The sequence below is a fragment of the Vibrio sp. 1078-1 genome, from assembly GCF_033340475.1.
Window position 1 is genome coordinate 26,485 of record NZ_JAWOWM010000015.1, and the last position, 25,145, is coordinate 51,629.

General features: G+C 45.3%; 19 protein-coding genes. 18 read left to right on the top strand and 1 reads right to left on the bottom strand.

Annotation, left to right across the window (positions count from 1 at the left end; translation table 11 throughout):
- Position 1: 1 nt before the first annotated feature.
- The 17 genes from R7190_RS20905 to tldD all read left to right on the top strand — a co-directional run bounded on the left by R7190_RS20905 (position 2) and on the right by tldD (position 20,146).
- Positions 2-1,225 (top strand): type II secretion system F family protein, encoded by a 1,224-nt coding sequence (locus R7190_RS20905; RefSeq protein WP_005381186.1) that lies wholly within the window; start codon positions 2-4, stop codon positions 1,223-1,225.
- 3 nt (positions 1,226-1,228) lie between these two features.
- Positions 1,229-1,690, top strand: coding sequence for an MSHA biogenesis protein MshF (locus R7190_RS20910; protein WP_132937239.1), 462 nt, complete (start codon positions 1,229-1,231; stop codon positions 1,688-1,690).
- Positions 1,691-1,981: 291 nt separating this feature from the next.
- Complete coding sequence (locus tag R7190_RS20915; protein WP_132937238.1) at positions 1,982-2,494, top strand: type II secretion system protein; 513 nt, start codon at positions 1,982-1,984, stop codon at positions 2,492-2,494.
- A 44-nt stretch (positions 2,495-2,538) separates the two neighbouring features.
- A complete protein-coding gene (locus tag R7190_RS20920) occupies positions 2,539-2,772 on the top strand; it encodes an MSHA biogenesis protein MshA (protein ID WP_132937237.1) in 234 nt (77 codons plus the stop codon).
- Between the two features lie 115 nt (positions 2,773-2,887).
- Entirely contained in the window at positions 2,888-3,379 is a 492-nt protein-coding gene (locus R7190_RS20925; RefSeq protein ID WP_132937236.1) for a type II secretion system protein, read from the top strand.
- Complete coding sequence (locus R7190_RS20930; protein ID WP_132937235.1) at positions 3,376-3,957, top strand: prepilin-type N-terminal cleavage/methylation domain-containing protein; 582 nt, start codon at positions 3,376-3,378, stop codon at positions 3,955-3,957. The genes R7190_RS20925 and R7190_RS20930 overlap by 4 nt, the downstream gene beginning before the upstream one ends.
- Entirely contained in the window at positions 3,957-4,670 is a 714-nt protein-coding gene (locus R7190_RS20935) for a PilW family protein (protein WP_104979757.1), read from the top strand. The genes R7190_RS20930 and R7190_RS20935 overlap by 1 nt, the downstream gene beginning before the upstream one ends.
- A complete protein-coding gene (locus R7190_RS20940; RefSeq protein ID WP_186584633.1) occupies positions 4,660-5,094 on the top strand; it encodes an MSHA biogenesis protein MshP in 435 nt (144 codons plus the stop codon). The genes R7190_RS20935 and R7190_RS20940 overlap by 11 nt, the downstream gene beginning before the upstream one ends.
- An 8-nt stretch (positions 5,095-5,102) precedes the next feature.
- Complete coding sequence (locus R7190_RS20945) at positions 5,103-9,158, top strand: DUF6701 domain-containing protein (protein WP_186584634.1); 4,056 nt, start codon at positions 5,103-5,105, stop codon at positions 9,156-9,158.
- Positions 9,159-9,309: 151 nt separating this feature from the next.
- Positions 9,310-10,353, top strand: coding sequence for a rod shape-determining protein (locus tag R7190_RS20950; protein ID WP_005381144.1), 1,044 nt, complete (start codon positions 9,310-9,312; stop codon positions 10,351-10,353).
- A gap of 150 nt (positions 10,354-10,503) precedes the next feature.
- Entirely contained in the window at positions 10,504-11,400 is an 897-nt protein-coding gene (gene mreC, locus R7190_RS20955; RefSeq protein ID WP_005381142.1) for a rod shape-determining protein MreC, read from the top strand.
- Positions 11,390-11,878 (top strand): rod shape-determining protein MreD, encoded by a 489-nt coding sequence (gene mreD, locus R7190_RS20960; RefSeq protein ID WP_005381141.1) that lies wholly within the window; start codon positions 11,390-11,392, stop codon positions 11,876-11,878. The genes mreC and mreD overlap by 11 nt, the downstream gene beginning before the upstream one ends.
- A 4-nt stretch (positions 11,879-11,882) precedes the next feature.
- On the top strand, positions 11,883-12,452 hold the full coding sequence (locus R7190_RS20965) for a Maf family protein (RefSeq protein ID WP_005381139.1): 570 nt from the start codon (positions 11,883-11,885) through the stop codon (positions 12,450-12,452).
- 18 nt (positions 12,453-12,470) lie between these two features.
- On the top strand, positions 12,471-13,940 hold the full coding sequence (gene rng, locus R7190_RS20970; protein ID WP_005381138.1) for a ribonuclease G: 1,470 nt from the start codon (positions 12,471-12,473) through the stop codon (positions 13,938-13,940).
- Positions 13,941-13,952: 12 nt separating this feature from the next.
- Positions 13,953-17,834, top strand: a complete 3,882-nt coding sequence (locus tag R7190_RS20975; RefSeq protein ID WP_186584635.1) for a YhdP family protein — start codon at positions 13,953-13,955, stop codon at positions 17,832-17,834.
- 33 nt (positions 17,835-17,867) lie between these two features.
- Positions 17,868-18,689 (top strand): carbon-nitrogen hydrolase family protein, encoded by an 822-nt coding sequence (locus R7190_RS20980; protein WP_005381136.1) that lies wholly within the window; start codon positions 17,868-17,870, stop codon positions 18,687-18,689.
- A gap of 11 nt (positions 18,690-18,700) precedes the next feature.
- Positions 18,701-20,146 (top strand): metalloprotease TldD, encoded by a 1,446-nt coding sequence (tldD, locus tag R7190_RS20985; RefSeq protein WP_005381134.1) that lies wholly within the window; start codon positions 18,701-18,703, stop codon positions 20,144-20,146.
- A 66-nt stretch (positions 20,147-20,212) separates the two neighbouring features.
- Here tldD and R7190_RS20990 read toward each other — a convergent pair whose 3' ends face one another.
- Entirely contained in the window at positions 20,213-21,589 is a 1,377-nt protein-coding gene (locus R7190_RS20990) for a PhoH family protein (protein ID WP_005381133.1), read from the bottom strand.
- 561 nt (positions 21,590-22,150) lie between these two features.
- Between R7190_RS20990 and rapA the strand changes: the two genes are divergently transcribed.
- Positions 22,151-25,060, top strand: coding sequence for an RNA polymerase-associated protein RapA (rapA, locus tag R7190_RS20995; RefSeq protein WP_005388434.1), 2,910 nt, complete (start codon positions 22,151-22,153; stop codon positions 25,058-25,060).
- Positions 25,061-25,145 lie beyond the last annotated feature (85 nt).

Sequence of the window (25,145 nt, forward strand, 5' to 3'; positions counted from 1 at the left end):
AATGCCAACTTTTCGTTATCAAGGCCGCACGTTAGACGGCTCATCCACTAACGGCAAAATCGAAGCAGTGAACTCAGAAGCTGCGGCGGAAGCATTGATGAATAAAGGGGTCATCCCGCTCAATGTACGTTTAGAGAAAGAGTCGGCAAAAAGCCAAGTGAGCTTATCTAAGCTGTTTGTGCCTGCTATTCCGTTGGAAGTAATTATTCTTTTCTCTCGCCAGTTGTTTAGTTTGACTAAAGCTGGCGTACCTTTGCTGCGCTCTATGCGTGGCTTGTTGCAAAATTGCGAAAACAAACAGCTCAAAGAGGCGCTAGAAGATGTCGTTTCTGAACTGAGTAATGGCCGAGGTTTGTCTTCTGCGATGCAGCAACACAGCAAAGTATTCAGCCCACTATTTGTTTCTATGATCAACGTCGGTGAGAATACGGGTCGGCTTGACCAAGCGCTATTGCAACTGGCGAATTACTACGAACAGGAACTTGAGACTCGCAAACGCATTAAAGCGGCGATGCGTTATCCGACGTTTGTCATTATCTTTATCACCATCGCCATGTTTGTATTGAATATCTTGGTGATCCCTGAGTTTGCATCGATGTTCACGCGCTTTGGGGTTGAGCTACCATTGCCGACGCGTATTTTGATCGCGACTTCTAATTTCTTTGTTAATTATTGGGTGTTGCTGGTTGTAGCAATGATTGGCGCGTTTACTGTATTCAGAGCGTGGGTGGCGACGGCTGATGGTCGGGAGAAGTTCGATAAGTTTCGGCTTCGGCTGCCAATTGTAGGCGATATCGTTAATCGTGCGCAGCTTTCTCGTTTTGCCAGAACCTTTTCGTTGATGCTGAAATCAGGTGTGCCACTTAACCAGTCTTTGGCTTTGGCCGGGGAAGCATTAGGGAACCGTTTTTTAGAAAACCGAATTCTTGAGATGAAGTCCGCAATTGAAGCGGGTAGCACCATTTCAGTGACGGCCATCAACAGTAAAATATTTACCCCATTGGTGATTCAGATGATTGCAGTAGGTGAAGAAACTGGTCGTATTGATGAGTTGCTGCTGGAGGTGTCGGACTTTTACGATCGAGAAGTTGATTACGATCTAAAAACACTGACCGCAAGAATAGAACCATTACTTTTGGTGATTGTCGCAGGCATGGTCATGGTGCTGGCATTGGGTATCTTCCTACCAATGTGGGGAATGCTCGACATTATCAAAGGCGGCTAATGCGTGGTTGAAAATCAAAGCCGAGCAACGCTTATTGTGTTTGGGGTTATTGCTACGATTATGGCGGTGGGTTTGGCGGTCAAATTACGTCCTGTGACCGAGCAAGCACAAGTAACTGGAGCGAAGTTAGCGAGAGTTTGGATGCAAGATAGTGTTCAGCGTTATCGTCAAGCTTGGCTAGTACAAGGCGAGCCAGAACATATGCTGATGGATGGTTTTAACCTTACTATGACTGAGGACGGGTTAGTGTCTCCCTTTACTCAGCAAGGTGTATTAGATTGTGGTTATTGGCTAGCGGTGCATTACCCCCAACGTAAAATAATGACCAACAAGTTAATAGATATCAGTGGAGTCATCAAAACTGATCGTTATGTCTGTCAATACACTTATGAAAATGGTCAGTCGATTGTAGTTATTTCAACAGCTAATCAACTGAAAATAGACGTCGAAATGTCGGCGGAGTGAATTTTTTGACACCTAATCACTATAATTGGTGTTGAAAGTCGGTATAATGCAATCATTACCATAAGTAAGAAGCTGTAATAGAGGGTAAACAATAATGTGTTTTTCTCATTGCAGCATGAACTGAATAATGGCGAATCGTCATTCTGCTCAAGCGGTAGATACAGTATCCACTTCACGGTCAGTTTTAGTGAACGTTGCTGCCCCAAACCGTTTTGACAATATCCAAAATGGTCGCGTGACCTAAACAAAACTTTGCAGTTGTACTGCATGCTTACATAGAGAGAGTAAACAATGAAAAGACAAGGTGGTTTCACCCTTATCGAATTGGTAGTGGTAATTGTAATCCTAGGTATTCTAGCGGTCACTGCAGCACCACGTTTCCTTAACCTGCAGGACGATGCTCGCAAAGCAGTTAACCAGGGCCTGAAAGGCGCAATGGATGGCGCTGCGGGTATTGTTTACGGCAAAGCAGCGGTTGAAGGGAAAGAAACCAAAACAGCTGCAGATACCAAAGTTGAAGACATTACGATTTATTTGGGTTACCCAACAGCAAATGAGGCTGGTATCGGTAAAGCGGTACAGGGCCTTAGTGATACAAATGACTGGACGTTGATTAAAACAGAAACGCGTACAGCTCAAGCTGGCACTACAGATGGAGTTCCAGGTAAAGTCACTTACGCATCAGAAAGTGGTGTGGACCAGTGTGTTCAGTATGCTGAAGCATATAAAAATAAAGATGGCGATGTTTTGCCAGCTAAAGCATCATTAGTGACTGAATGTACTAAAGTTGCATCTGGCTCATAGAGTTTAGGGGCGAAAGCCCCTTTTAATTTTTTAGGGACTGAGCAGTGAAAAGCATCAGAGGATTAAGCACTACTGAATTTATCGTGCTGCTGACTTTTCTCGCCGTCGCTGGCTACGTGCTATTGCCTCGGTATATCAGTTTTGGACCAGAAACATACGAAGCAAAATGGGAGCAAACCAAGCAAACCGCGGAGCACGTTTCTGAGACGCTAAGCAATAAAGAAACTTACGATCGAATTGAAGAAGAGATTAGTCGTTCAAAGGGGAGAAATAACTAGACATTGGCTATTTGTTCGTCTGTTCACATTTCGAATCGAAAAATTATAAACCTATCATTAATCTCATAATTTCATCGTATACTTATCTCGCTTGTTCTAAGCCTAAGGTTGGGTTATGAAAATTCGCAGCTCTGCATTAGGGTTTACGTTAATGGAGTTAATCCTCGTGATTGTTCTCCTCTCTATCCTTTCACTTTTTGCAGCCAGCCGTTTTATGGGCTCTGGCAGTTTCTCTGCATATGCATTACAAGAACGCGTGATTTCTGTTATTCGCCAAGTGCAGGTGAATCGTATGCAGTCGAATTTTGAAAAAAAAACTGATAATAACTTTCGTTTACAAGTTTCTAGCTCATGCATTGGTTCAGTTGCTGCCTGCACACTAACAGGCAGTGCACAAGATGCTCGTAGTGACGTAGTTATTGATAAATCCGCAAAGTTTTCACTGACCAATGCCGTAACTAATCCAATCGAGTTTAATTTGTTGGGTAATCCTATAAATTCTGCGAGTGGTGGAGTTTCAATCCTGATTGAAGATAAACATGGTCGAAGCCGCTGCCAAGTTGAAATTAATACTCAAGGTTATGTTTCAAAAGGTACATGCTCATGAAGAAATCTAGTGGCATTACGTTAATAGAAATGATCATCGCGATTGTTTTAATGGGCATTGCGATGGTGGCGTTTACTTCTTTTCTTGTCCCTCAAATTCGAGACTCAGCTATACCTCATTATCAAACTCGTGCCGCTGCATTAGGCCAAGGTTTTATGTCTCAGATATTGTCGCGAGGCTTCGATGAAAACAGCGACTTTGATGGTGGCACCGTTCGGTGTGGTGAGAATGGAGTGAGCTGCACTGACGTAAATAAATTAGGTGCGGATAAAAAACTAGACGGTTCCTTGGAAACAACGCCTAGTGATTTCAATGATGTCGATGACTATATCGGGTGTTGGAGCACATCTACAACGGCTTCTCAGTGTGATGGTGTCCCTAGAGGGAATATTAGTGATGTACTTGGTGCGGACAGTACTGAGCAGTACAAAAACTTTAGATTAGAAATTAGCGTTGCCTATGATGATCTGACGGATAAAGCTCCCGATGAAATAACCGAATACAAAAAAGTAACATTAAGGATTTTTGCGGGGAACACGCAGCCCCTTACTTTAACAGCTATTAAGGGGAACTACTGATGAAAGATCGTGGTTTCACCTTAATGGAAATGATAGTTACGATTGTGGTCGGCAGCTTCATCATGTTGGGGATAGCTGGGTATGTCCAGTTAGGAATGAAAGGTTACGCTGATACTATCGATCGCCAACGAATACAAACACAGGCTCAGTTTGTTTTAGAAAAGATGACCCGAGAAATCCGCCATGCTGTACCTAATAGTTTTCATGTGCCAAAAGGAACAACTAATTGTCTAGAGTTTGTGCCGATTGAATATTCTGGTTTTTACACGTTTAAGAATAATGATTTAGAGTTTTTGCTAGGTAATGACTCAACGCTTAATCCTATTCCTGCGAATCGCAGGATGGTGATAAATCCGAGCCGATATGAAGATTTACAATCAACTTCTTCGCGAAATATAGCCATTGGTGGTTTAGCTAAAACAGGTAAGGTTTTTGTTGTTAGTGGGGGGGCAAGTACGATTACGGGATCCTCTGTTTCTAGCCGTCTTTATATTTATCAAGAGAAGTCGGAGGTTCGCTACTGTTTTGATACCAAGCGAGTTACGCGAAATGGTATTACGGTTGCGGATAGTGTCGATTCGTCCGTAAGTGGTATGCGTTATCTAGAGCCAACTCTGCAACGAGGTGGTTTAGTTCATATCAATTTAGAGTTTGAGCAGGATGGTGAACGTAGTGTGTATCAACAAGATGTGCAGGTGCTCAATGTCCCATAGAAGAAACTCCAGCGGAAATGTACTAATCATCGTGTTGTTCGTCATTATTGTAATGGGATATTTGGCTTCCTCTTTAATGAAAGTGACATGGTCGAATCAAAGCGGATTAACAAGAGAGTTTTTGGGAACAAAAGCTTGGTTTGTTGCTCAGTCTGCAAATGAGTGGGCATTGACAAGGTTATATCCCATCAATGGTACGAGTGATAGCGTCGCGACAATCTGCACAAATACGGTAAGCGGTGCAATGCCTAATGTCACACAAGGGACCGGATGTAGGCTTAGCCCAATGAGTTGTGTAGATTTAGGCACTTTAAACTTAGGAACACCAGCAGCAGAGTCACTATTTAGGGTGCAAGCTACGGCCGTTTGTGGCTCGGGCTTATCGCAAGTTGAGCGCCAGCAAGAGATTTGGGTTCGGGAGTAATAACAAGAATGAAAAAACTGATTTGCTTAGCCTTGATATGTATGATGAGTACGGCGAACGTTCTCGCTAAGGTTCACGATATTACGCCAAGTTGGGACTGGGTGAGGTGGGTCCCTGAAGGTGCAAGCGATTTGTGTGATAACGGTAGTTACCAAGATCGATTTAATTTTTTTGTTAGGCCTACAACCTACGTATGCCCGAACGGACTCACGTTGAATAACGGCGATACTATTGTGTCTGATAGTAAAATGACGATTCGTGTACGAGGTACTATTCAACTCGCTGGCAACAACCAGATCGGTAAATCTAATGCTCATATTGACCTTATTAACGAGACCAGCGATGTTATCGGAGATAACGGTGGCTATGATATTTATGGTGATATTGAGTCGCACGGTAAAATTCAACTTAAGAACCGATCGCATGTTTATGGTTCGATCTTGTCCACGCATGGGGAGGTTATTCTTTCTCAAGCGGTTATTGAAGGAAATGTTACGAGTAAAACGAGCACGATAAAAACCGAACAAAGCGACAATATCATTCGCGGTAACGTTGAAGCTGCTGGAACGGTTACGTTGAAGCAAACCCATGTCGAAGGTAGCGTGACAAGTATCGGTGGTGAGGTGAAAACTGAGCAAAGCGGGAATGAAATTCAAGGTGATATTTCTGCATCAAGCCGGGTTACATTAAATGAAACAAAAGTTACGGGTGACGTTACCAGTAAGGGCTTAGAGGTTATTTTAGAAGCCAATAACCAAGTACACGGAAATATTCTCGCTCTACATAAAGTCGATATTAAAAACTCATTGGTTTGTGGCCGGGTAGAATCAACAGGTAGCGAAGTATCGTTGACTAACTCTAAACTCGATCAAAATCGAGGTGTTTATACTCTTAGTGAAGCGATTCAGTCCCACGGGAAAGCCACAGTAAAAAGCTCGACCGTCTGTGGTTCTGTTAACTCAAAATCACATTCTTACGAGTACAATGATAGTGACATTTATTGTGGTGTAGATGATCCCAACTGTCAGCCCCCCCAGACCGGAGAGTGCCCAATAGAGGCTGTAGCCTCACTTTGTCCTGAATTAGTTCCTGTTATTCCGCCAACACAGCAATGTTCACTATTACCAGAAGAAAACTTCAATTCAGGTTCATTGTCAAACTGGTCGGTGATGGGCTTTGGTACCAGTGACGAGCCCCATATCTCTGATGGACGTTTCATCTTAAACTCAAATAAACCAGAGCAGGCAACAGCCTCTGCATATAACTATATTTTTCCGTCAGATCAGAACTATTTAGAGATTGATTTTGATCACAATGCATATGGTGGGAATGGTGCTGACGGTGTTGCGCTGGTGATTTCTGATGCGAGTGTCCCTCCTCAAACCGGGGCATTTGGTGGTCCGCTTGGTTACGGGATGAAGCTTCTAAAGAATCACTACCCTGAAGTCTCCAAAGATGTAGAAGGCTTTGCTGGTGGTTGGCTAGGTATTGGTATTGATGAGTTTGGTAACTACATTCGTGAAGGGAGCGAGAAAATCGTTTCAAATAGTGTTGCTGATAATGTTGGGGTGCGTGGACAGGGCGTCCAAGATGCGAATGGTAAGTGGTTGAAAGGTTATCCGTATATCACTGGCAAAAAATACAGCAGCTCGTTGGATAATCGAAAAGGTAAAGAGAAACTGCATCGTTATAAAGTAGTTTTAAATTCGCGTAACACCGATACGATAACGCTGGCTGTATTTCGAAAAGTCGGAAAAAATGGCGGATGGGATCCTGTTATCGAAGAGTTTAACGTTTTGGAAAAAGGTGGTTTTAACTATATTCCAGATAACTTCCGTCTGTCGGTAACGGCATCCACAGGTATGCTTACCAATACGCATGATATTGATAACTTCCGAGTCTGTGCGGACAAGTACTCGCGATTAACAGATGGTATTCATCATTTCGAGTTTGACTACTCAGGCTCAGGCAGTACGTGTCAGGCTTCTGATGTGACACTTAGAGCTTGTATGAATGAAAGTTGTTCTGAGCAATATCCTAGAGATGCATACGATGATGGCAGCTTAACGCCTCTCTCTGTCACTTTACTTCCATCTACTGGCAATAATGTTGCCAACTGGGTTGGTGGTACAAATGTACAGTTTGAGAATGAAACTCAGCTTGAGCTGCAAGGTTCAAGAGCTGGCGATATTACTTTGGGTATCGATCAAAGTTCCGTACCACAGTTTGGCTTTGAAGGGGCACGATGTCGAATTAATGGCGGGCCACTATCTGCTAACAACTGTAATGTAACCTTCGCTTCAAATGTGCTTGCGGTGAATGTTAATGATGTAGTTGCTAGTCGCGAAACTACGGGGGAGGACTACCTATCGTTTTGTTCAACTCGAACTGAAGACGGCGGAGAATCTCGCGGTGTTAATATGTCGATTGATTATGAAGTGGCACCGATCGATAGCTCTCAACCTGTCGTGATTTCTTACAAGAAAAAAGTGAAAGATCAGGCTGTGGAATGGAGTTCAAATGTCGAGCTAACCAGAGCTAATAAATACCTGCCTAATGTTTATTTTGATGATGAAGGCAAGGCATTCTTTAAGTTGAGATACTCTGAAGCTGGAAAGGTCAAACTTAAAGCCAGTGTTGAAGGTGTTGATGACTCGGATGGATTCGGCAGCTTCGTTAGTTTTCCTTCAAAACTGAAAGTTACTGCAAAGAGTGGTGATAAGAGCGGAGAGTGCACCAACAGTGAAAATGGCTGTTCTTCGGGGTTTGTTGCTGCTGGTGAAGTTTTTGAGTTAACCATCTCGGCATTGCAAGATGATGATACGGTTGCTGAGAACTATCAAGAGAAGACTATTACGGTTAGTAATAAAGTGAAGTACCCGTCTAATGGTTCATTAGCCAAACTTCTAAATGAGAAGCTACCAGAATCAAGTAAATGGTCTCGTGGTAGTGTGACGTTTGATCAATCGGTTTCAGAAGTCGGTGTTTTCGAGCTTATTGCTGAGGCACCAGTTGCTAAAGATGAAAATGGCGATGATATTGGCACATCTCTATATCTTGGTAGTAATGCATTTAAAATAGCCGATGGTAAGTTAACCATTGGGCGCTTCTATCCGGATTACTTTAAAGTCACCGGGACAGAGTGGACCTACCCTGATAATCAGAATCAATCTGTATATATGGGACAGAATTTTGAATCGGTTAAGTTTGAAGTCACAGCATATAACGCTAACGGTTACACAACTCAAAATTATGGTGGTTTTGCCAATTCTTTAAAAGCAGATTTGTATTTGGCTGGTGGTTACTCAGATAGACTTAGCATTTTGGATTCCGATTTGACTAGTGATAACTGGTCGGGAGCTGTGTGGAGCAAAACTTGGGATAACTCAGTTTATTGGCGTAAAGATTTATCTTTGCCGAGTCCCGATGGTCCATTTAATTCAAAACTACCGGCAGACAAGGATAGTTCCATCGAAACGTCTATTTCGCTTTCACTTAATAATAATGGAACTAAAGTATCTGGCTATGTTGATCCTACGATGTTCTTAAAAGAAGGGCAAAATAGCACTGAAGATAGAATGGTTTCGCAACAGCTACTATCGCAACCTGATGTCAGGTTTGGTCGCATAGCTCTGGATGATGTGGGAGTGAATCAGGGTAAATCTGTTAATATCCCCCTTAGAGTGGAGTATTGGAGAGATACCCGATTCGTTTTAAACAGTAAGGATAACGGGACAACAGTGTCCCCAACTCTAAAAAGCCAGGAGCCAGTTTGGCCTGATGATGGCTCCGACTGCGACATTTTACTTGAAGGCGTCAGAACGACGGTTAACGATGGTGCCATGCGTGAACTTATTGCTAAGCAAGAGCGCGCAGACTGTGGACGTCAACAAGCTGAAGTTTGGCTTAATCTCGACCCTAGTGGTAACAACCTCCCTTGGCTCAAATACGACTGGGACAATGATGGCTCCGAAGAAAACCCATCCTCCGTCGTCACCTTTGGTATTCATCGAGGTAACGATCGCGTGATTTACCGTGGTGAGCCAGGGTTAACCGGACAGTAACAACTTAGGTTTTTGCCCTTAAGTTAGGAAACTGCAAGAAATTGAGGCTTTCTGCTCATGTTTGTGTACCAATACCTTGCTGTGACAGCGAGGCATTGGTACATTTAGAGCAATTTTTGTCTTCTATATTTTTGCAGGATGAGCGAAGAGTATGTTTAAGAAACTTCGTGGCATGTTTTCTAACGATCTATCTATCGATTTAGGTACAGCCAACACTCTAATTTACGTAAAAGGGCAAGGAATTGTCCTTGATGAACCTTCTGTAGTTGCTATTCGTCAAGATCGTGTAGGTTCTGCAAAAAGCGTTGCTGCAGTCGGTCACGCAGCAAAACAGATGCTTGGTCGTACACCTGGCAACATTTCCGCTATTCGCCCAATGAAAGACGGCGTAATCGCTGACTTCTACGTAACCGAAAAAATGCTTCAGCACTTTATCAAGCAAGTGCACGATAACAGCATCCTAAAGCCAAGCCCACGTGTTCTTGTTTGTGTTCCTTGTGGTTCTACCCAAGTTGAGCGTCGCGCAATTCGTGAATCAGCACTTGGTGCTGGTGCGCGTGAAGTTTACCTAATCGACGAGCCAATGGCGGCGGCAATTGGTGCTGGTTTACGCGTATCTGAGCCGACAGGTTCAATGGTGGTCGATATCGGTGGTGGTACAACTGAAGTTGCCGTTATCTCTCTAAACGGTGTGGTTTACTCATCGTCTGTACGTATCGGTGGTGACCGCTTTGATGAAGCTGTGATCAACTACGTACGTCGTAACTACGGCAGCTTGATTGGTGAAGCAACGGCTGAAAAGATCAAACACGAAATCGGTTCTGCTTACCCTGGTGATGAAGTTCAAGAGATTGAAGTTCGCGGTCGTAACCTTGCAGAGGGTGTGCCACGCAGCTTTAGCTTGAACTCAAACGAGATCCTAGAAGCGCTTCAAGAGCCGCTATCTGGCATCGTATCAGCAGTCATGGTTGCACTAGAACAGTGTCCACCAGAGCTTGCTTCAGACATTTCTGAAAACGGTATGGTACTAACCGGTGGTGGTGCACTACTTAAAGACCTAGACCGTCTACTAATGGAAGAAACTGGTATTCCTGTGGTTATCGCGGAAGATCCACTAACGTGTGTTGCGCGTGGTGGCGGTAAAGCACTAGAAATGATCGACATGCACGGTGGCGATCTGTTCTCTGAAGAATAAAGGTTTAGGTGAAGCTCATGTCGGGCTTCACCTTCATTTCTGCTCTCTCTGTAATTCAAACATGCTCCATACCTAAAAGTATTTAGTTAAGTATTTTTAGGTTGCCAAGTAAGGCTCAATAATCATGGAAGCAATCAGGTCAAAAACAAGATGAAACCGATTTTCGGCAGAGGTCCGTCTCTGCAATTACGTCTGTTTTTTGCTGTCATCGTGTCGGCGAGCTTAATGCTGGCCGATAGTCGTCTAGATACGTTTTCCAACGTTCGATACCTACTAAACAGTATGGTTGCACCGATTCAGTACGCAGCGAATTTACCTCGTAGTATGTTCGATGGCGTATTTGAACGTTTTAATTCTCATCAGGCATTGGTTGAAGGCAATCGCAGCTTAAAGCGAGAAGTGCTACGCCTGAAAAGCGAGCTTATCTTGCTCGACCAGTATAAAGAAGAAAACCAACGCTTACGTAAGTTGTTAGGATCTTCATTTGTCCGTGATGAAAAGAAAGTCGTGACAGAAGTAATGGCGGTTGATACTTCACCTTATCGTCATCAAGTGGTGATCGATAAAGGCCGTATTGATGGTGTTTACGTTGGTCAGCCTGTTATCAATGAGAAAGGCATCGTTGGTCAGGTCACGTTTGTCGCAGCGCACAACGCACGTGTTCTGCTGCTAACGGACGCGAAAAATGCAATTCCTGTCCAGGTGATCCGCAATGATATCCGAGTGATCGCATCGGGCAATGGTGAAATGGATGAAATCCAACTGGAGCACATTCCAACCAGCACAGATATTCAGGTTGGTGATTTATTGGTGACATCCGGTTTAGGTGGTATTTACCCTGAAGGATATCCAGTCGCGACGGTTACCAATGTGGATCACGATACGCGTCAAGAGTTCGCCTCAATCAAGGCTGAGCCGGTTGTGGAATTTGATCGCTTACGCTACCTACTGCTGATTTGGCCGAATGAAGACCGTCAACACAAAGTACTACGGTCCAATGTAGATGAAGGGTTAGAGCAAGAACAAGAGGTAACCGATGGCCAATAATGTATTGAGTAGCCGAATGGTGATTGGTGTCAGTTTCTTCGTTGCGCTGGTACTGCAAACCATTCCATGGCCAGGTGTGTTAGATGTGTTACGTCCGTCATGGTTGTTCCTTGTCACGTGTTATTGGGTGTTGGCACTACCGCACCGAGTGAACGTCGGAACTGCGCTAGTGTTGGGCTTATTGTGGGATATCTTGATCGGCTCAACGCTTGGAATTCGTGGCATGATGATGTCGATCGTTATCTACCTTGTGGCGCTGAATTTCCTGTTGATTCGCAACATGGCATTGTGGCAACAGTCGATTTTAATTGCCTTTTTTACTGCGTTATTGGAAGTTTTGATATTCTGTGGGGAATATTTGAACCAGGACGTAGTATTTAATCCATTATCTCTGTGGACGGCGGCAATAAACTGTATACTTTGGCCATGGATGTTTTTATTAATGCGACGAGTTCGTCGTGCATGGCACGTAAGGTAAAGCGGTGAAGAAAAGCTTATCTCTCGTTCTCGCATCGGGTTCTCCGAGAAGAAAAGAGCTGCTTGCTCAACTGGGTTATGATTTTGAGATCGTATTGCCTGATATTGAGGAAGCCAAACAGGCTCATGAGCAAGCACGAGATTACGTGTTGCGTCTTTCTTTGGAAAAAGCTCAGGCAGGCTTAGCGTTGGCTAAGCCTGATTCCGTTGTATTGGGCTCTGATACGGTCGTAGTATGCGATGACCGTGTGCTAGAAAAACCAAAAAGCTTTGAAGATTCAAAGCGTATGCTTACTGACTTATCCGGTCGTCGTCATCAAGTGATGACTGCGGTGAGCGTTGTATCATCGGAACAACAACATTCAGTGGTCGTTACCACTGACGTGTGGTTCAAACCACTGACTCACGAAGAAATCGAACAATATTGGCAGTCAGGAGAGCCATGCGATAAAGCTGGAAGTTATGGTATTCAGGGACTCGGAGGGCGATTTGTCACCCGAATCGAAGGCAGTTATCACGCTGTAGTAGGCTTACCTTTGTTCGAAACCGATCAGCTAATTCAAGAATTTTTATAATTGTTTTGAGGTGTGCACATGAGTGCAGAATTGCTGCTTAACGTGACCCCGAGTGAAACTCGTGTGGCCATGATTGAAGGTGGAGTACTACAAGAAATACATATCGAGCGCGAATCGCGTCGCGGTATTGTGGGCAATATATACAAAGGCAAAGTAAGTCGAGTGTTACCAGGTATGCAGGCGGCTTTCGTCGACATTGGTTTAGATAAAGCGGCGTTTTTACATGCGTCAGATATTGTTCCTCATACCGAATGTGTGGCAGAAAACGAAAAACAGCAGTTTCAAGTCCGTGATATCTCTGAACTGGTACGCCAGGGACAAGACATTGTTGTGCAAGTGGTCAAAGATCCGCTCGGCACGAAAGGTGCGCGTTTAACGACGGATATCACCTTACCTTCGCGTTATCTTGTTTTTATGCCGGGGGCCAGCCATGTCGGTGTTTCGCAGCGTATTGAAAGTGAAAAAGAGCGCGAGCGTTTGAAAAAGGTGGTGAACCATTACTGCGATGAGCACGGTGGTTTTATCATTCGTACCGCGGCAGAAGGCGCTGATGAAAAAGAGCTCTCTCAAGATGCGGCATTTTTAAAGCGTTTGTGGTTAAAAGTCATGGAGCGTCGCTCAAAATACAAAACGCGTTCAACACTTTACGGTGAACTCGGCTTAGCTCAACGCATTCTGCGTGACTTTGTTGGCACAGAGCTCGATAAGATCATGGTCGACTCCCGCCTTGAATATGAAAACCTGAAAGAATTCACTTCTGAGTATGTACCGGAGTTAACAGATAAGCTTGAGCTTTACGAAGGTGACAAGCCAATCTTTGACATGTACGACACCGAAAACGAAATTCAGCGTTCTTTAGAGCGCAAGGTCGAGCTAAAATCGGGCGGCTATTTGATCATCGATCAAACCGAAGCCATGACCACCATCGATATCAACACGGGTGCATTTGTTGGTCGTCGTAATCTCGAAGAGACTATCTTCAATACCAATATAGAGGCAACGCAAGCTATTGCGCGTCAGCTACGTTTACGTAACCTCGGCGGTATCATCATTATTGATTTTATCGATATGGCATCCGAAGAGCATCGTCAGCGAGTACTTACCTCACTGGAAACGGCGCTGGCGAAAGACCGAGTAAAAACCAACATCAACGGCTTTACCCAGCTTGGCTTAGTTGAAATGACGCGTAAGCGCACGCGAGAAAGTATTGAACATATCTTGTGTTCTGGCTGTCCTACTTGTGAAGGCCGTGGCAGCGTGAAAACGGTCGAAACCGTATGCTTTGAGATATTACGCGAGATTACTCGTGTGAACCGTGCTTACGACGCCGATAATTTTGTCGTGTACGCATCGCCGTTTGTTGCTGAAGCGCTATTGGGCGATGAGTCTCATGCGTTGGCTGAGCTCGAAGTATTTATTGGCAAGCAAGTGCGAGTTCAGGCTGAACCCCTGTACATTCAGGAACAGTTTGACGTCGTAATGATGTAATTTGGAACATTTGTGAATTCTGGTGTTAACCGTTTTGGGCGTTTTTGTGCGTGGAGTTTAGTTACTGTATTAGTGTTATTAGCCATATTAGTAACCACGCTTCGCGTCACACTGCCGCAACTTAACCACTTCCAAGATGAGATCAAAACCTGGGTCAAACAAGGCACAGGTTTTGACGTTTCTATTGCCAATGTCGCAGGGACGTGGCGCAATAATCATCCCTCAATCGCGTTACTGGGTTTAGAGGCAAATCTACCAAACGTGCAAGATGCACGCTTCGCTGTTGAAGAAGTCCAAATTGAGTTCGACCTTATTCAATCTCTTTTTCAACTTAAACCTGTAGTTGCAGACCTTACCATTCATAACCTCGCTTTAGACATTCACACGGTAGACATTCTGCCGACTTCTCATCGTCAAGATCCGAAGCCTGAAGTGGATAAGAGCGAAGTGAAACTCATTGACCAACTCGACTCACTTCTTTTACGTCAGTTCGAAGACTTCACTATTAGCGATTCACGGATTTGGTATAAGTCGGTGTCTGGTGAAACTCGCCGTTTAGATATTGAGCAGCTTCGTTGGAGCAATCAAGGGAAACGTCACGTAGCCGAAGGCACGGTTAGCATTGCCGATGTTCGCCTGAACTCATTGTTAGTAAGCGCTAACTTTAAAGATCATGGCTCGTTGCGTGATGTATCTGGTGAGTTTTACGTGAGTGCTCAAGATGTCTCGGTCACACCTTGGCTGACCACTTACATGCAAGAAGAGTCAGGAGCAGAGTCGGGTAAAGTCAGCTTAAATACTTGGCTAACGCTCAAACATAGCCAACCGCATGATGCTTATGTTGAATTGCTGCCTTCCGAGTTGGTGTGGAATGAAGATGGACATCATGAGCTGTTTATTGAGTCTGGAATTTTCAATCTTCGACCAGATAAACAAGGCTGGAAAGTAAATGGCCACTCACTTCAGATCAGAACCGATAATACCCCTTGGCCAGAGCTAGACGTCGCGTTTGATTGGCAACCAAACGGCTGGATGCTTAATCTCTCTCAACTCGACATCGAAGCACTCATTCCGCTCATCAAGCTGGCTCCGGAGTCAGAGTCGACCAGCGACCTTATTAACAAACTAGCACCGAAAGGTCGGGTCGAAGATGTCCGATTGTCAATGAACGGTGGTTTAGACACCTTACGCTACTCGGCTGAACTGGATGAACTCGCGATGACACAATGGGAGCTCCTACCCGGGTTTCATCACGTACAGGGCAGCGTATCGGGGGATGTGAATCAAGCTAAAGCAAAAGTCACCGTCATTGATGATGTCTTTCCGTACGGCGATGTATTCCAAGCTCCGCTGAATATCAAACAAGGTGAAGTCGATATTATCTGGCAGCAAGATGATGCGGGTTGGCGTTTGTGGTCGGATAAAGTGACGGCAGCAACGCCTGATCTTCAAGTTTTGGGGGCATTTCGTCTTGATTTCCCAAAAGAACAAAGCCCATTTTTATCGTTCTATGCCGAAGCGGATCTCTACAACGCGGGTGAAACATGGCGCTATCTACCGACTCTGGCACTTGGACAAGACTTGACCGACTATCTTTCGACCGCGATTCAGGGCGGAAAAGTGAATACAGCGAAATTGTTGTGGTATGGCGAGTTAGGTGATTTTCCTTACAAAGAACATAATGGCATGTTCCAAGCTTGGGTTGGATTAAAAGACGCGAAATTTAGCTTTGATACGGCATGGCCAACCATCACGGATTTGCAGCTAGACTTGCTGTTTGAAAATGATGCCATGTATTTGGATTCAAAATCAGCCACACTAAATGGCGTTCATGCCAAGCGTATCACTGGGCGAATCCCTGAGTTGGCAGAAGGTGGACACATCGAGATTGAAGCGAAAGCAAGCGCGCCGGGTAATGAAGTCCGTGACTACATGATGGCGACGCCATTAGTGGATTCAGTCGGTGCCGCATTGACAGCGCTGCAAGTGAGTGGTCCCGTTTACTCTGAGTTTCAACTCAATATACCGTTTGATTTTGAGAAAGAGTCTCGCGCTTGGGGTTATGCCGATTTAACAGAAAATCGTGTTGATATTGAAGCGCCGCCAATGACGCTTGAAAACGCCACAGGGCGTATCACCTTCGACAATGATGTGGTTACCACATCGGGTTTGTCGGCCGAATTATTACAACAGCCTATCTCTCTTGATTTCCATGGGGAGAGTGCGGAGCAAGGCTACAACGTGACAATTAATACACTAGGAGATTGGGATGTCGAGCCTCTCAAACCCTATGTCGGTGAGCGTTGGTTAAACCTTGTTTCTGGCCATGCGCCGTGGCAAATGGACATTGACTTGCAACTCAATGATGTTGGTTTCACTTATCAGCTTGAAGTGCTGGCGCAGCTAAATCGTCTGGCTAGTCAATATCCTTATCCTTTAGCGAAAAAAATTGGTGAGTCTGGGCAAGCGAAACTGCAAGCATCCGGTAACCAAGAGAGTATTTCAGCAAGACTACAGATCCCAAATGTGAAGTATCAAACTGAGATAGATATCGCTGGCGATGTCCCGGTTCTGACTGCGACTCATTTAATGGTTGGCAAAGGTGGCTTCCGGATTAGTCCTATTGTCGGGCACGATGCTTCGGTGCGTGTCGAAGAACTGAATTTAGACCAATGGGCGGAGCTTGCGCAGGTCTCTGAGAGCAAGCCGTCATCGTCTGTTTTGGCAAGCATGAAAACGCCGACCATTCCATTGCCGACACGCATTGAAGTTGAAACGCCAAACTTACAGCTCGGTGGGATTGAGTTTCATGATGTGGATTTTTCAGCAAGCAAGAAAAATTTGAGTTGGCAACTCGATGTGGACAGTCAAGAGGTTAAAGGGAAAGCTAACTATCTGAAACCCTATGATCTATCGGTCTCTTTAGAGCACTTGCATCTGTACATTCCAGGGTTTGAAGAGATGACCAAAGAGCGCAGCTCAATCTTTGCGAGTGAAGATCAAAACGCACCTTTGATTACCAATTTTGACCGCAAGTTTCACGCAGAGATGCCAAACTTAACTTTGAACATTGATGATTTTTGGCTGCAAGGCTACAAAGTGGGCAAAGTGAATGTTGATTTGCAGCGTCGCCAGAACCGTTTGGAGTGGAAAAATATCACCTTTAGTAGCGGCAAAAACCGCATTGATATGAGTGGTTGGTGGGACCTGACGAAAGAGAGTAGCCATTCCAACTTAACCATGAAAATGAAAGGTGATAACAACACCGATCTTATGGAGCGCTTTGGTATTACATCAGGCATTCAACAAGCACCATTTGAGATCAATGCCAATATGGAATGGGACGGCGCACCTTGGTCAATGAAGACACAAACCTTGCAAGGAAACGTCTCAACGGAATTTGGTAAAGGCGTGATCAGTGAAGTTAGTGGTGCGGCACGCTTGTTAGGCTTGTTTAGCTTGGATTCTATCATCCGTAAGATGCAGCTCGACTTTACCGACGTATTCGATAAAGGCATGGCATTCAACTCGATCACGGGAACGGGCAAAATCCAAGACGGTGTGTTTATCACCAATGATATCGTAATGGATGCGTTAGCAGGGGAAATGCAAATCCGCGGCATCGCTAATATGAACAGCAGAATGGTTGATGCGGAAGTGAAATTCACACCAGACATCACATCAGGCCTACCAATGCTGACCGCGTTTGCCGTTGCGCCTCAAACTGCTTTGTATGTCTTGGCCATCTCTACGGTGATATCTCCGGTGGTTGAGGTCTTCACTCAAGTCAATTATGAAGTGAAAGGCCCACTAGATTCACCAACGGTGAAAGAAATTTCGCGAAGTAAAGGTGAATACAAGCTGCCAGAAAAACTGCGTGAACAGGCCAAATAACTCACCGAATATAATGGAATAGGGAGGAAACACATGGAGCGTGTTGGCATTATTCAAATGACTTCGGGTCCGGATATTAACGCGAATTTGGACTTCATTGAAAAACAGTGTGCTTTAGCGAGCAAGCAAGGTGCCAAACTTGTTCTTACTCCTGAAAATACAGTGCTATTTTCCAGTCGCGAAGCTTATCATCAACATGCAGAGCCACTTGGCAGTGGCATGATTCAACAGCGGCTCTGTGAAATCGCTAGAAAGAACCAGTTAACGCTAATTGTCGGAAGCATGCCCATTCAAACCGCAAAAGGTGTCACCACCACAACACTTGTATTTCCGCCGCACGGTAAATGCATTGCTCACTATGACAAACTGCATATGTTTGATGTCGACGTAGCCGATGGTTATGGTAGTTATCGTGAGTCGGATACGTTTATGGCGGGTAATCAAATAGTCGTTGCGGAAACTGATATCGGCAGTGTTGGATTGAGTATTTGTTATGATTTACGTTTCCCAGAACTTTATAAAGTATTGCGTCAAGAAGGGGCGGATATCATTGTGGTGCCCGCTGCGTTTACCGCTGTGACGGGGCAAGCTCACTGGGAAGTATTATTGCGAGCTAGAGCGATTGAGACACAATGTTGGATTTTGGCAAGCGGACAAACTGGAACGCATCCATGTGGACGAAAAACATGGGGACACTCAATGGTCGTTGACCCTTGGGGACGTATCCATAAACAGCTTCAGGATGAAGTAGGCTTATTGGTGACAGAGATAGATTTGTCACAAAGCCAACAAGTAAGGCAGAATATGCCGCTGACTCAACACAGTCGCTTTCAAAATGAATTGAGACGGAAATAAAAGAGCTAACTATGAGCACAAACCAAATAGAACAGGCACTCCTTGCCCCAAATGGTCTGACAGAACAAGACATTGCTGACACGCTTGCCAGCATTGCGACGCGCCAGATCGATTATGCGGACATTTACTTTCAGTCCAGCTGGCATGAGTCTCTGGTTCTAGAAGATAGCATCATCAAAGATGGCTCTTTTAACATTGATTGTGGTGTTGGTGTCCGTGCAGTAACTGGCGAGAAAACAGGCTTTGCCTACTCTGATCAAATCCAGCCTGAAGGCCTGAAGCAGAGTGCAATGGCGGCGCGCGGTATTGCTCAGCAAGGGCAAAATGGCAAAGTCCAAGCGTTTAAACGCACCGAAAACCAAGCGTACTACGCCGCTGTGAATCCACTAGCTGAATGGGAAAAGCAGCAAAAAACAGAATTGCTCAAATCTCTAGATGCTTACATCCGCACTAAAGAACCATTGATTAAAGAAGTCTCGATCAGCATCAGCGGTGTGCATGAGCAGATGCTTGTTGCGGCAACAGACGGTACTTATGCAGGCGATATTCGTCCTTTGGTGCGTTTGTCTATTAGCGTGCTCGCACAAAAAGGTGAACGACGTGAACGCGGTAGTGCTGGTGGCGGCGGCCGTTTCGGTTACGATTTCTTTTTAACGGAAAGCAATGGTGTGAAACAAGCTTTTCATTACGCAGACGAAGCGATTCGCATGGCGTTAATCAACCTTGAAGCAGAAGCCGCACCAGCTGGCATGATGCCAGTGGTATTGGGTTCTGGCTGGCCTGGCGTGTTGCTACACGAAGCGGTAGGTCATGGCCTAGAAGGTGACTTTAACCGGAAGGAATCTTCGGTTTTCTCTGGCAAAATGGGTCAACAAGTGACGTCTTCGTTGTGTACCATCGTCGATGATGGCACGTTAAAAGACCTTCGTGGTTCACTGAATGTGGATGATGAAGGGGTAAACGGTCAGTACAACACGCTTATCGAGAATGGTGTGCTGAAAGGCTATATGCAAGACAAGCTAAACGCGCGGCTAATGGGTGTAAATCCAACGGGTAACGGTCGTCGTGAATCGTATGCACACTTGCCAATGCCTCGTATGACCAACACTTACATGCTTCCAGGTGAACATACGCCAGAAGAAATTATCTCGACGGTCGAGAAAGGGTTGTATGCGCCAAACTTTGGTGGCGGCCAGGTGGACATTACTTCGGGTAAGTTTGTGTTCTCTGCATCGGAAGCGTACTTGATTGAAAACGGTAAAATTACGCGCCCTGTTAAAGGTGCGACGTTGATTGGCTCAGGTATCGAAGCAATGCAGCAAGTGTCTATGGTCGGTAACGACCTAAGTATCGACAAGGGCGTTGGCGTATGTGGTAAAGCAGGTCAAAGTGTGCCAGTTGGTGTTGGTCAGCCGACCTTGAAGCTGGACTCACTGACAGTGGGTGGCACGGAGTAACTCAGTCGAATCGTTATAAAAAGAGCGCTCATTAGAGCGCTCTTTTGCTTTGTGAGTCGGTGTCAATTACAGGTTTTCTTCAGCAAATTCCGCCAAGCGGCTACGAACCACGCCGTTGAGGTGAATATTTGCGCTGCCTTCAAAGTTCTTGAAGCGCTCAACCATGTACGTCAATCCTGATGTCACTGGGGTGAGGTAATGAGAGTCAATCTGCGCCAAGTTACCGGAGCAGACGATTTTGGTTCCTTCGCCACAGCGGGTAATGATGGTTTTGATTTGTGATGCAGTGAGGTTTTGACACTCATCAAGCAGTACAAACGCATTTTGAATCGAACGGCCACGCATAAAGTTGATCGATTTAAATTGAATGTTGGCTTTATCGCAGATGTACTTCAATGAGCCTTCAGTGCAGTGATCGTGTTTATGTAGTGCTTCCAAGGTATCGGTCACCGCCGCTAACCACGGCATCATTTTCTCCTCTTCGGAGCCGGGTAAGAAGCCGATGGATTCACCGATATCTGGCGTGTTACGTGTTACGATAATTTTATCGAACATGCTTTTTTCAATGGTTTGCTCCAATGCTGCTGCCATTGCCAGTAATGTCTTACCACTACCCGCCGCACCCGTTAGAATCACCAAGTCAATTTCTGGATCGAGTAAGGCATCTAACGCCATTCCCTGGTAGATATTTTTAGGTGTGATGTCCCAAGCCTTACGATGCATTAGACGTTCGCGGCTCAGGTCGAGAAGCGTTAGCTTGTCTTCATTGATGGTTTCTACGCGACCAGCAAAGTCACTGTCTTCATCAATAACGTATTGGTTGATAAAGGTTGGGTCGAAGGGTTCGCGACTGAGTTTGTGGTAAGTTTTTCCGCCCAGAGCATAGCTTTCTACTTCCTCAATACCGCTCCAGAAATCACCTTCACGCAATTGAAAGCCTTTGGTTAGGTATTGAATGTCGTCAATCAGTTGGTCGGTTCTATAGTCCTCAACAAAGCGTACACCAGCCCCTTTGGCTCGCAGACGCATGTTGATGTCTTTCGTGATCAGTACCACTTCACGTGGTGCACGTTTATTTTGCAGATAAAGCACCGCGTTGAGAATACGGTTGTCACCGGCTTTGTCGGCGAAGGCTTTGACAGTTTCCTGCAGTTCAAAATCCGCCAAAATGGAAATAGTACCTTGGTCGGGGTTGTCTTTAGAAACAGGAATGCCTTCAGAGATTTCATCTGGCGTTGCTTCTTTAAACAAATCTTCCAAGGTGCGAATAGCCACGCGCGCATCTCTTGCAACGTCGCGCTTACTGTCTTTGATTCGGTCGAGTTCTTCCAACACGGTCATGGGGATAACGACATCGTGTTCTTGGAAAGAGAAGATGGCAAAGGGTTCATGAAGAAGAATGTTGGTATCGAGTACAAACAGTTTCCGATCGGTATCGCCCATAGCGTCTCCTTGCCGTAGTACGGCTCTGCATGCGAGTTGTTAGGTCGTTTCCAAATAGATGTGAAGTGACCTAACTCTGATTGCTTGCAATAGAGGTTGTCGGGCTGATGTCGGCTAGTGTGCAACCGAGTAGCAAGACAACTTACTGCAAACCCGTGTTGATCCTAATCGTGTACTAACGCGCTTAAATCATATGCAATGGTTTTAAACGCCCCTCATTAGAAGTATACGTAATATTTACGTTCTACAACTTAATAATTGGCATGAGTATTTTACAATTTGATTGCATTTAGAGTTTGGGAAAAAAAGTTTCTGCTTGGTGCGGTTTCGGCGTGACCTAAATCACAGCTTCAAGTAAGATTAGCGACCTTTTTCTGCGTATAGGCTACGTCCGATTTATCATGTTGAGCTGGCTTAAAAAATACTCAGTTCATACTGGAATGACGAATGCTATCGGCATAGCAGAAGCCAGAATCAGATCTAAACTATTATCCGTGCCTACGGGCATGAGTAGACCAACAAGAAATACGAATCAAGAACTAATAACGAGGTAGTCAATTCATGACATTTGCTTTGGGGCAGCGCTGGATTAGCGATACGGAAAGCGATTTAGGTTTAGGTACCGTTGTAGCAATGGATGCTCGTACTGTGACATTGATGTTTGCAGCGTCAGAGGAAAACCGAGTTTACGCACGTAACGATGCACCTGTTACCCGAGTCACCTTTAATGTTGGGGATGTCATCGATTGCCAAGAAGGTTGGTCTCTAAAAGTAGAAGAAGTACTGGAAGATGAAGGTCTTTACACCTATTTCGGTACTCGTGAAGACACGCAAGAAACCGCTGTTGTTCTGCGTGAGATTTTCCTTAGCAACCAAATTCGTTTTAACAAACCTCAAGATAAGTTGTACGCCGGTCAAATCGACCGTATGGACAACTTTGTTCTGCGTTACCGTGCGCTAACCAACCAGTTTGAGCAGCATAAGAGCCCAATGCGTGGCCTATGCGGTATGCGTGCAGGTTTGATCCCTCATCAGCTTTACATCGCGCACGAAGTTGGCCGTCGTCACGCGCCACGCGTCTTGTTGGCGGATGAGGTAGGTTTGGGTAAAACCATTGAAGCGGGTATGATCATCCACCAACAAGTTCTGTCTGGTCGTGCCGAACGCATTTTGATTGTGGTGCCTGAAACACTGCAGCATCAATGGCTGGTTGAGATGATGCGTCGTTTCAATCTGCATTTCTCTATCTTTGACGAAGAGCGCTGTATCGAAGCTTTTGCGGATGCAGAAAACCCATTTGATACTCAGCAATATGTGCTGTGTTCTTTGGATTTCCTACGCAAGAGCCGCAAGCGTTTTGAACAAGCACTGGAAGGTGAATGGGACCTACTGGTTGTCGATGAAGCGCATCACCTTGAATGGAGCCAAGATAAACCGAGCCGTGAATACCAAGTGGTAGAAGGCTTGGCTGAACGTACTCCAGGTGTGTTGCTACTGACTGCAACGCCAGAGCAGCTTGGTCGTGAGAGTCACTTTGCTCGTCTGCGTTTGTTGGATCCAGACCGCTTCTATGATTACGAAGCATTCGTTGAGGAAGAAGAGCAATACGCGCCCGTAGCAGATGCGATTACTTCACTCTTTTCCGGTGAAAAGCTACCTAATGAAGCAAAAAACCAGATCACTGAGTTGTTGTCTGAACAAGACGTAGAACCACTTTTCCGTATTATTGAAAGTGAAGCGGACGAAGAAGCTAAAGCGTCGGCACGCCAAGAGCTGATCGATAACTTGATGGATCGTCATGGTACAGGGCGTGTTTTGTTCCGTAACACGCGCGCGGCCATCAAAGGCTTCCCTACGCGTAACGTGCATCTGATGCCAATGGATATTCCACCGCAATACACTACATCAATGCGTGTTGCTGGAATGATTGGCGGTAAGATGAGTTCTGAAGCACGTGCGATGAAGAACCTTTACCCGGAAGAAATTTTCCAAGAATTTGAAGGCGATGACGCGAGCTGGTGGCAGTTTGACTCGCGTGTGAATTGGTTGCTTGAAAAAGTAAAAGAGAAGCGCAGCGAGAAAATCCTCGTGATTGCTTCTCGTGCGAGTACCGCACTGCAATTGGAGCAAGCACTGCGTGAGCGTGAAGGTATCCGCGCCACCGTTTTCCACGAAGGTATGTCGATTCTTGAACGTGACAAAGCGGCGGCTTACTTTGCGCAAGAAGAAGGTGGAGCACAAGTTCTTATCTGTAGCGAAATCGGCTCTGAAGGTCGTAACTTCCAGTTTGCCAACCAACTTGTCATGTTTGACTTGCCATTCAACCCAGACTTGCTTGAGCAACGTATTGGTCGTTTGGACCGTATCGGTCAAAATCGCGATATCGACATTCATGTTCCTTACCTGAAAGGCACATCGCAAGCGATCCTAGCACGTTGGTTCGATGAAGGCCTGAACGCTTTTGCGGAAACCTGCCCAACAGGCCGTGCTGTTTACGATAAGTACTCCGATGATCTGATTGAAATTCTTGCCTCTGGTGATACCAGCACGCTAGATGAGATCATTGAAGCGTCAGCAAAAATGAATAAAGAGCTGAAATCCCAATTGGAGCAAGGCCGTGATCGCCTATTAGAAATGCATTCAAATGGCGGGGAAAAAGCACAACAAATCGTTGAGAAAATTGAATCAACCGACGGCGATACCAATCTGGTCACCTTCGCACTTTCTCTTTTTGACACGATTGGCTTGAATCAAGACGATAAAGGTGAAAACGCCCTGATTGTGACCCCATCTGAGCACATGATGGTGCCAAGCTACCCAGGTCTGCCATACGAAGGAGCGACGATCACGTTTGATCGTGATACAGCGTTATCTCGTGAAGATATGCACTTTATCAGTTGGGAACACCCAATGATCCAGGGTGGTATCGATCTTCTTATGAGTGAAGGGGTGGGGACGTCTGCGGTATCTCTATTGAAAAACAAAGCGTTACCAGTCGGGACTATTCTTCTTGAGTTGATTTACGCGGTAGATGCGCAAGCGCCAAAACGCAGTGGTATCGCGCGCTTCTTACCGAAAACGCCAATCCGTTTAATGATGGACTCGCGTGGTAATGATTTGTCTGCTCAAGTGGAGTTTGAAAGCTTTAACCGCCAGCTCAGCCCTGTAAACCGTCACTTAGGTAGCAAGTTGGTTACGTCGGTACAGAAAGACGTACACCGCTTAATTGAAGCTGGTGATGTTCTTATTGAAGAGAAGGTCGAAGAAGTACGCAAGCAAGCTCATCAAGATATGCAGCACAGTTTGAATGCAGAGCTTGAGCGTTTGCAAGCACTGAAAGCGGTGAACCCAAATATTCGTGACGAAGAAATTGAAGCTATCGACGCACAAATTAAAGAGCTCACTGGTTACATCAACCAAGCTCAGGTTCAGCTCGACTCGCTGCGTTTGATTGTGGTGAGCCACAACTAAGTAAGTATTTATTGCTCATTAAAAAAGGTCTTCAGTTGAAGACCTTTTTCTTTATTTACGGTTTAGTTTCTTTATGCGGAATGCA

Coding starts and splice junctions, on each gene's coding strand:
- R7190_RS20905 (WP_005381186.1), top strand. CDS start 2: ATGCCAACTTTTCGTTATCAAGGCCGCACGTTAGACGGCTCATCCACT.
- R7190_RS20915 (WP_132937238.1), top strand. CDS start 1,982: ATGAAAAGACAAGGTGGTTTCACCCTTATCGAATTGGTAGTGGTAATT.
- R7190_RS20925 (WP_132937236.1), top strand. CDS start 2,888: ATGAAAATTCGCAGCTCTGCATTAGGGTTTACGTTAATGGAGTTAATC.
- R7190_RS20930 (WP_132937235.1), top strand. CDS start 3,376: ATGAAGAAATCTAGTGGCATTACGTTAATAGAAATGATCATCGCGATT.
- R7190_RS20935 (WP_104979757.1), top strand. CDS start 3,957: ATGAAAGATCGTGGTTTCACCTTAATGGAAATGATAGTTACGATTGTG.
- R7190_RS20940 (WP_186584633.1), top strand. CDS start 4,660: ATGTCCCATAGAAGAAACTCCAGCGGAAATGTACTAATCATCGTGTTG.
- R7190_RS20945 (WP_186584634.1), top strand. CDS start 5,103: ATGAAAAAACTGATTTGCTTAGCCTTGATATGTATGATGAGTACGGCG.
- R7190_RS20950 (WP_005381144.1), top strand. CDS start 9,310: ATGTTTAAGAAACTTCGTGGCATGTTTTCTAACGATCTATCTATCGAT.
- mreC (WP_005381142.1), top strand. CDS start 10,504: ATGAAACCGATTTTCGGCAGAGGTCCGTCTCTGCAATTACGTCTGTTT.
- mreD (WP_005381141.1), top strand. CDS start 11,390: ATGGCCAATAATGTATTGAGTAGCCGAATGGTGATTGGTGTCAGTTTC.
- rng (WP_005381138.1), top strand. CDS start 12,471: ATGAGTGCAGAATTGCTGCTTAACGTGACCCCGAGTGAAACTCGTGTG.
- R7190_RS20980 (WP_005381136.1), top strand. CDS start 17,868: ATGGAGCGTGTTGGCATTATTCAAATGACTTCGGGTCCGGATATTAAC.
- tldD (WP_005381134.1), top strand. CDS start 18,701: ATGAGCACAAACCAAATAGAACAGGCACTCCTTGCCCCAAATGGTCTG.
- R7190_RS20990 (WP_005381133.1), bottom strand. CDS start 21,589: ATGGGCGATACCGATCGGAAACTGTTTGTACTCGATACCAACATTCTT.
- rapA (WP_005388434.1), top strand. CDS start 22,151: ATGACATTTGCTTTGGGGCAGCGCTGGATTAGCGATACGGAAAGCGAT.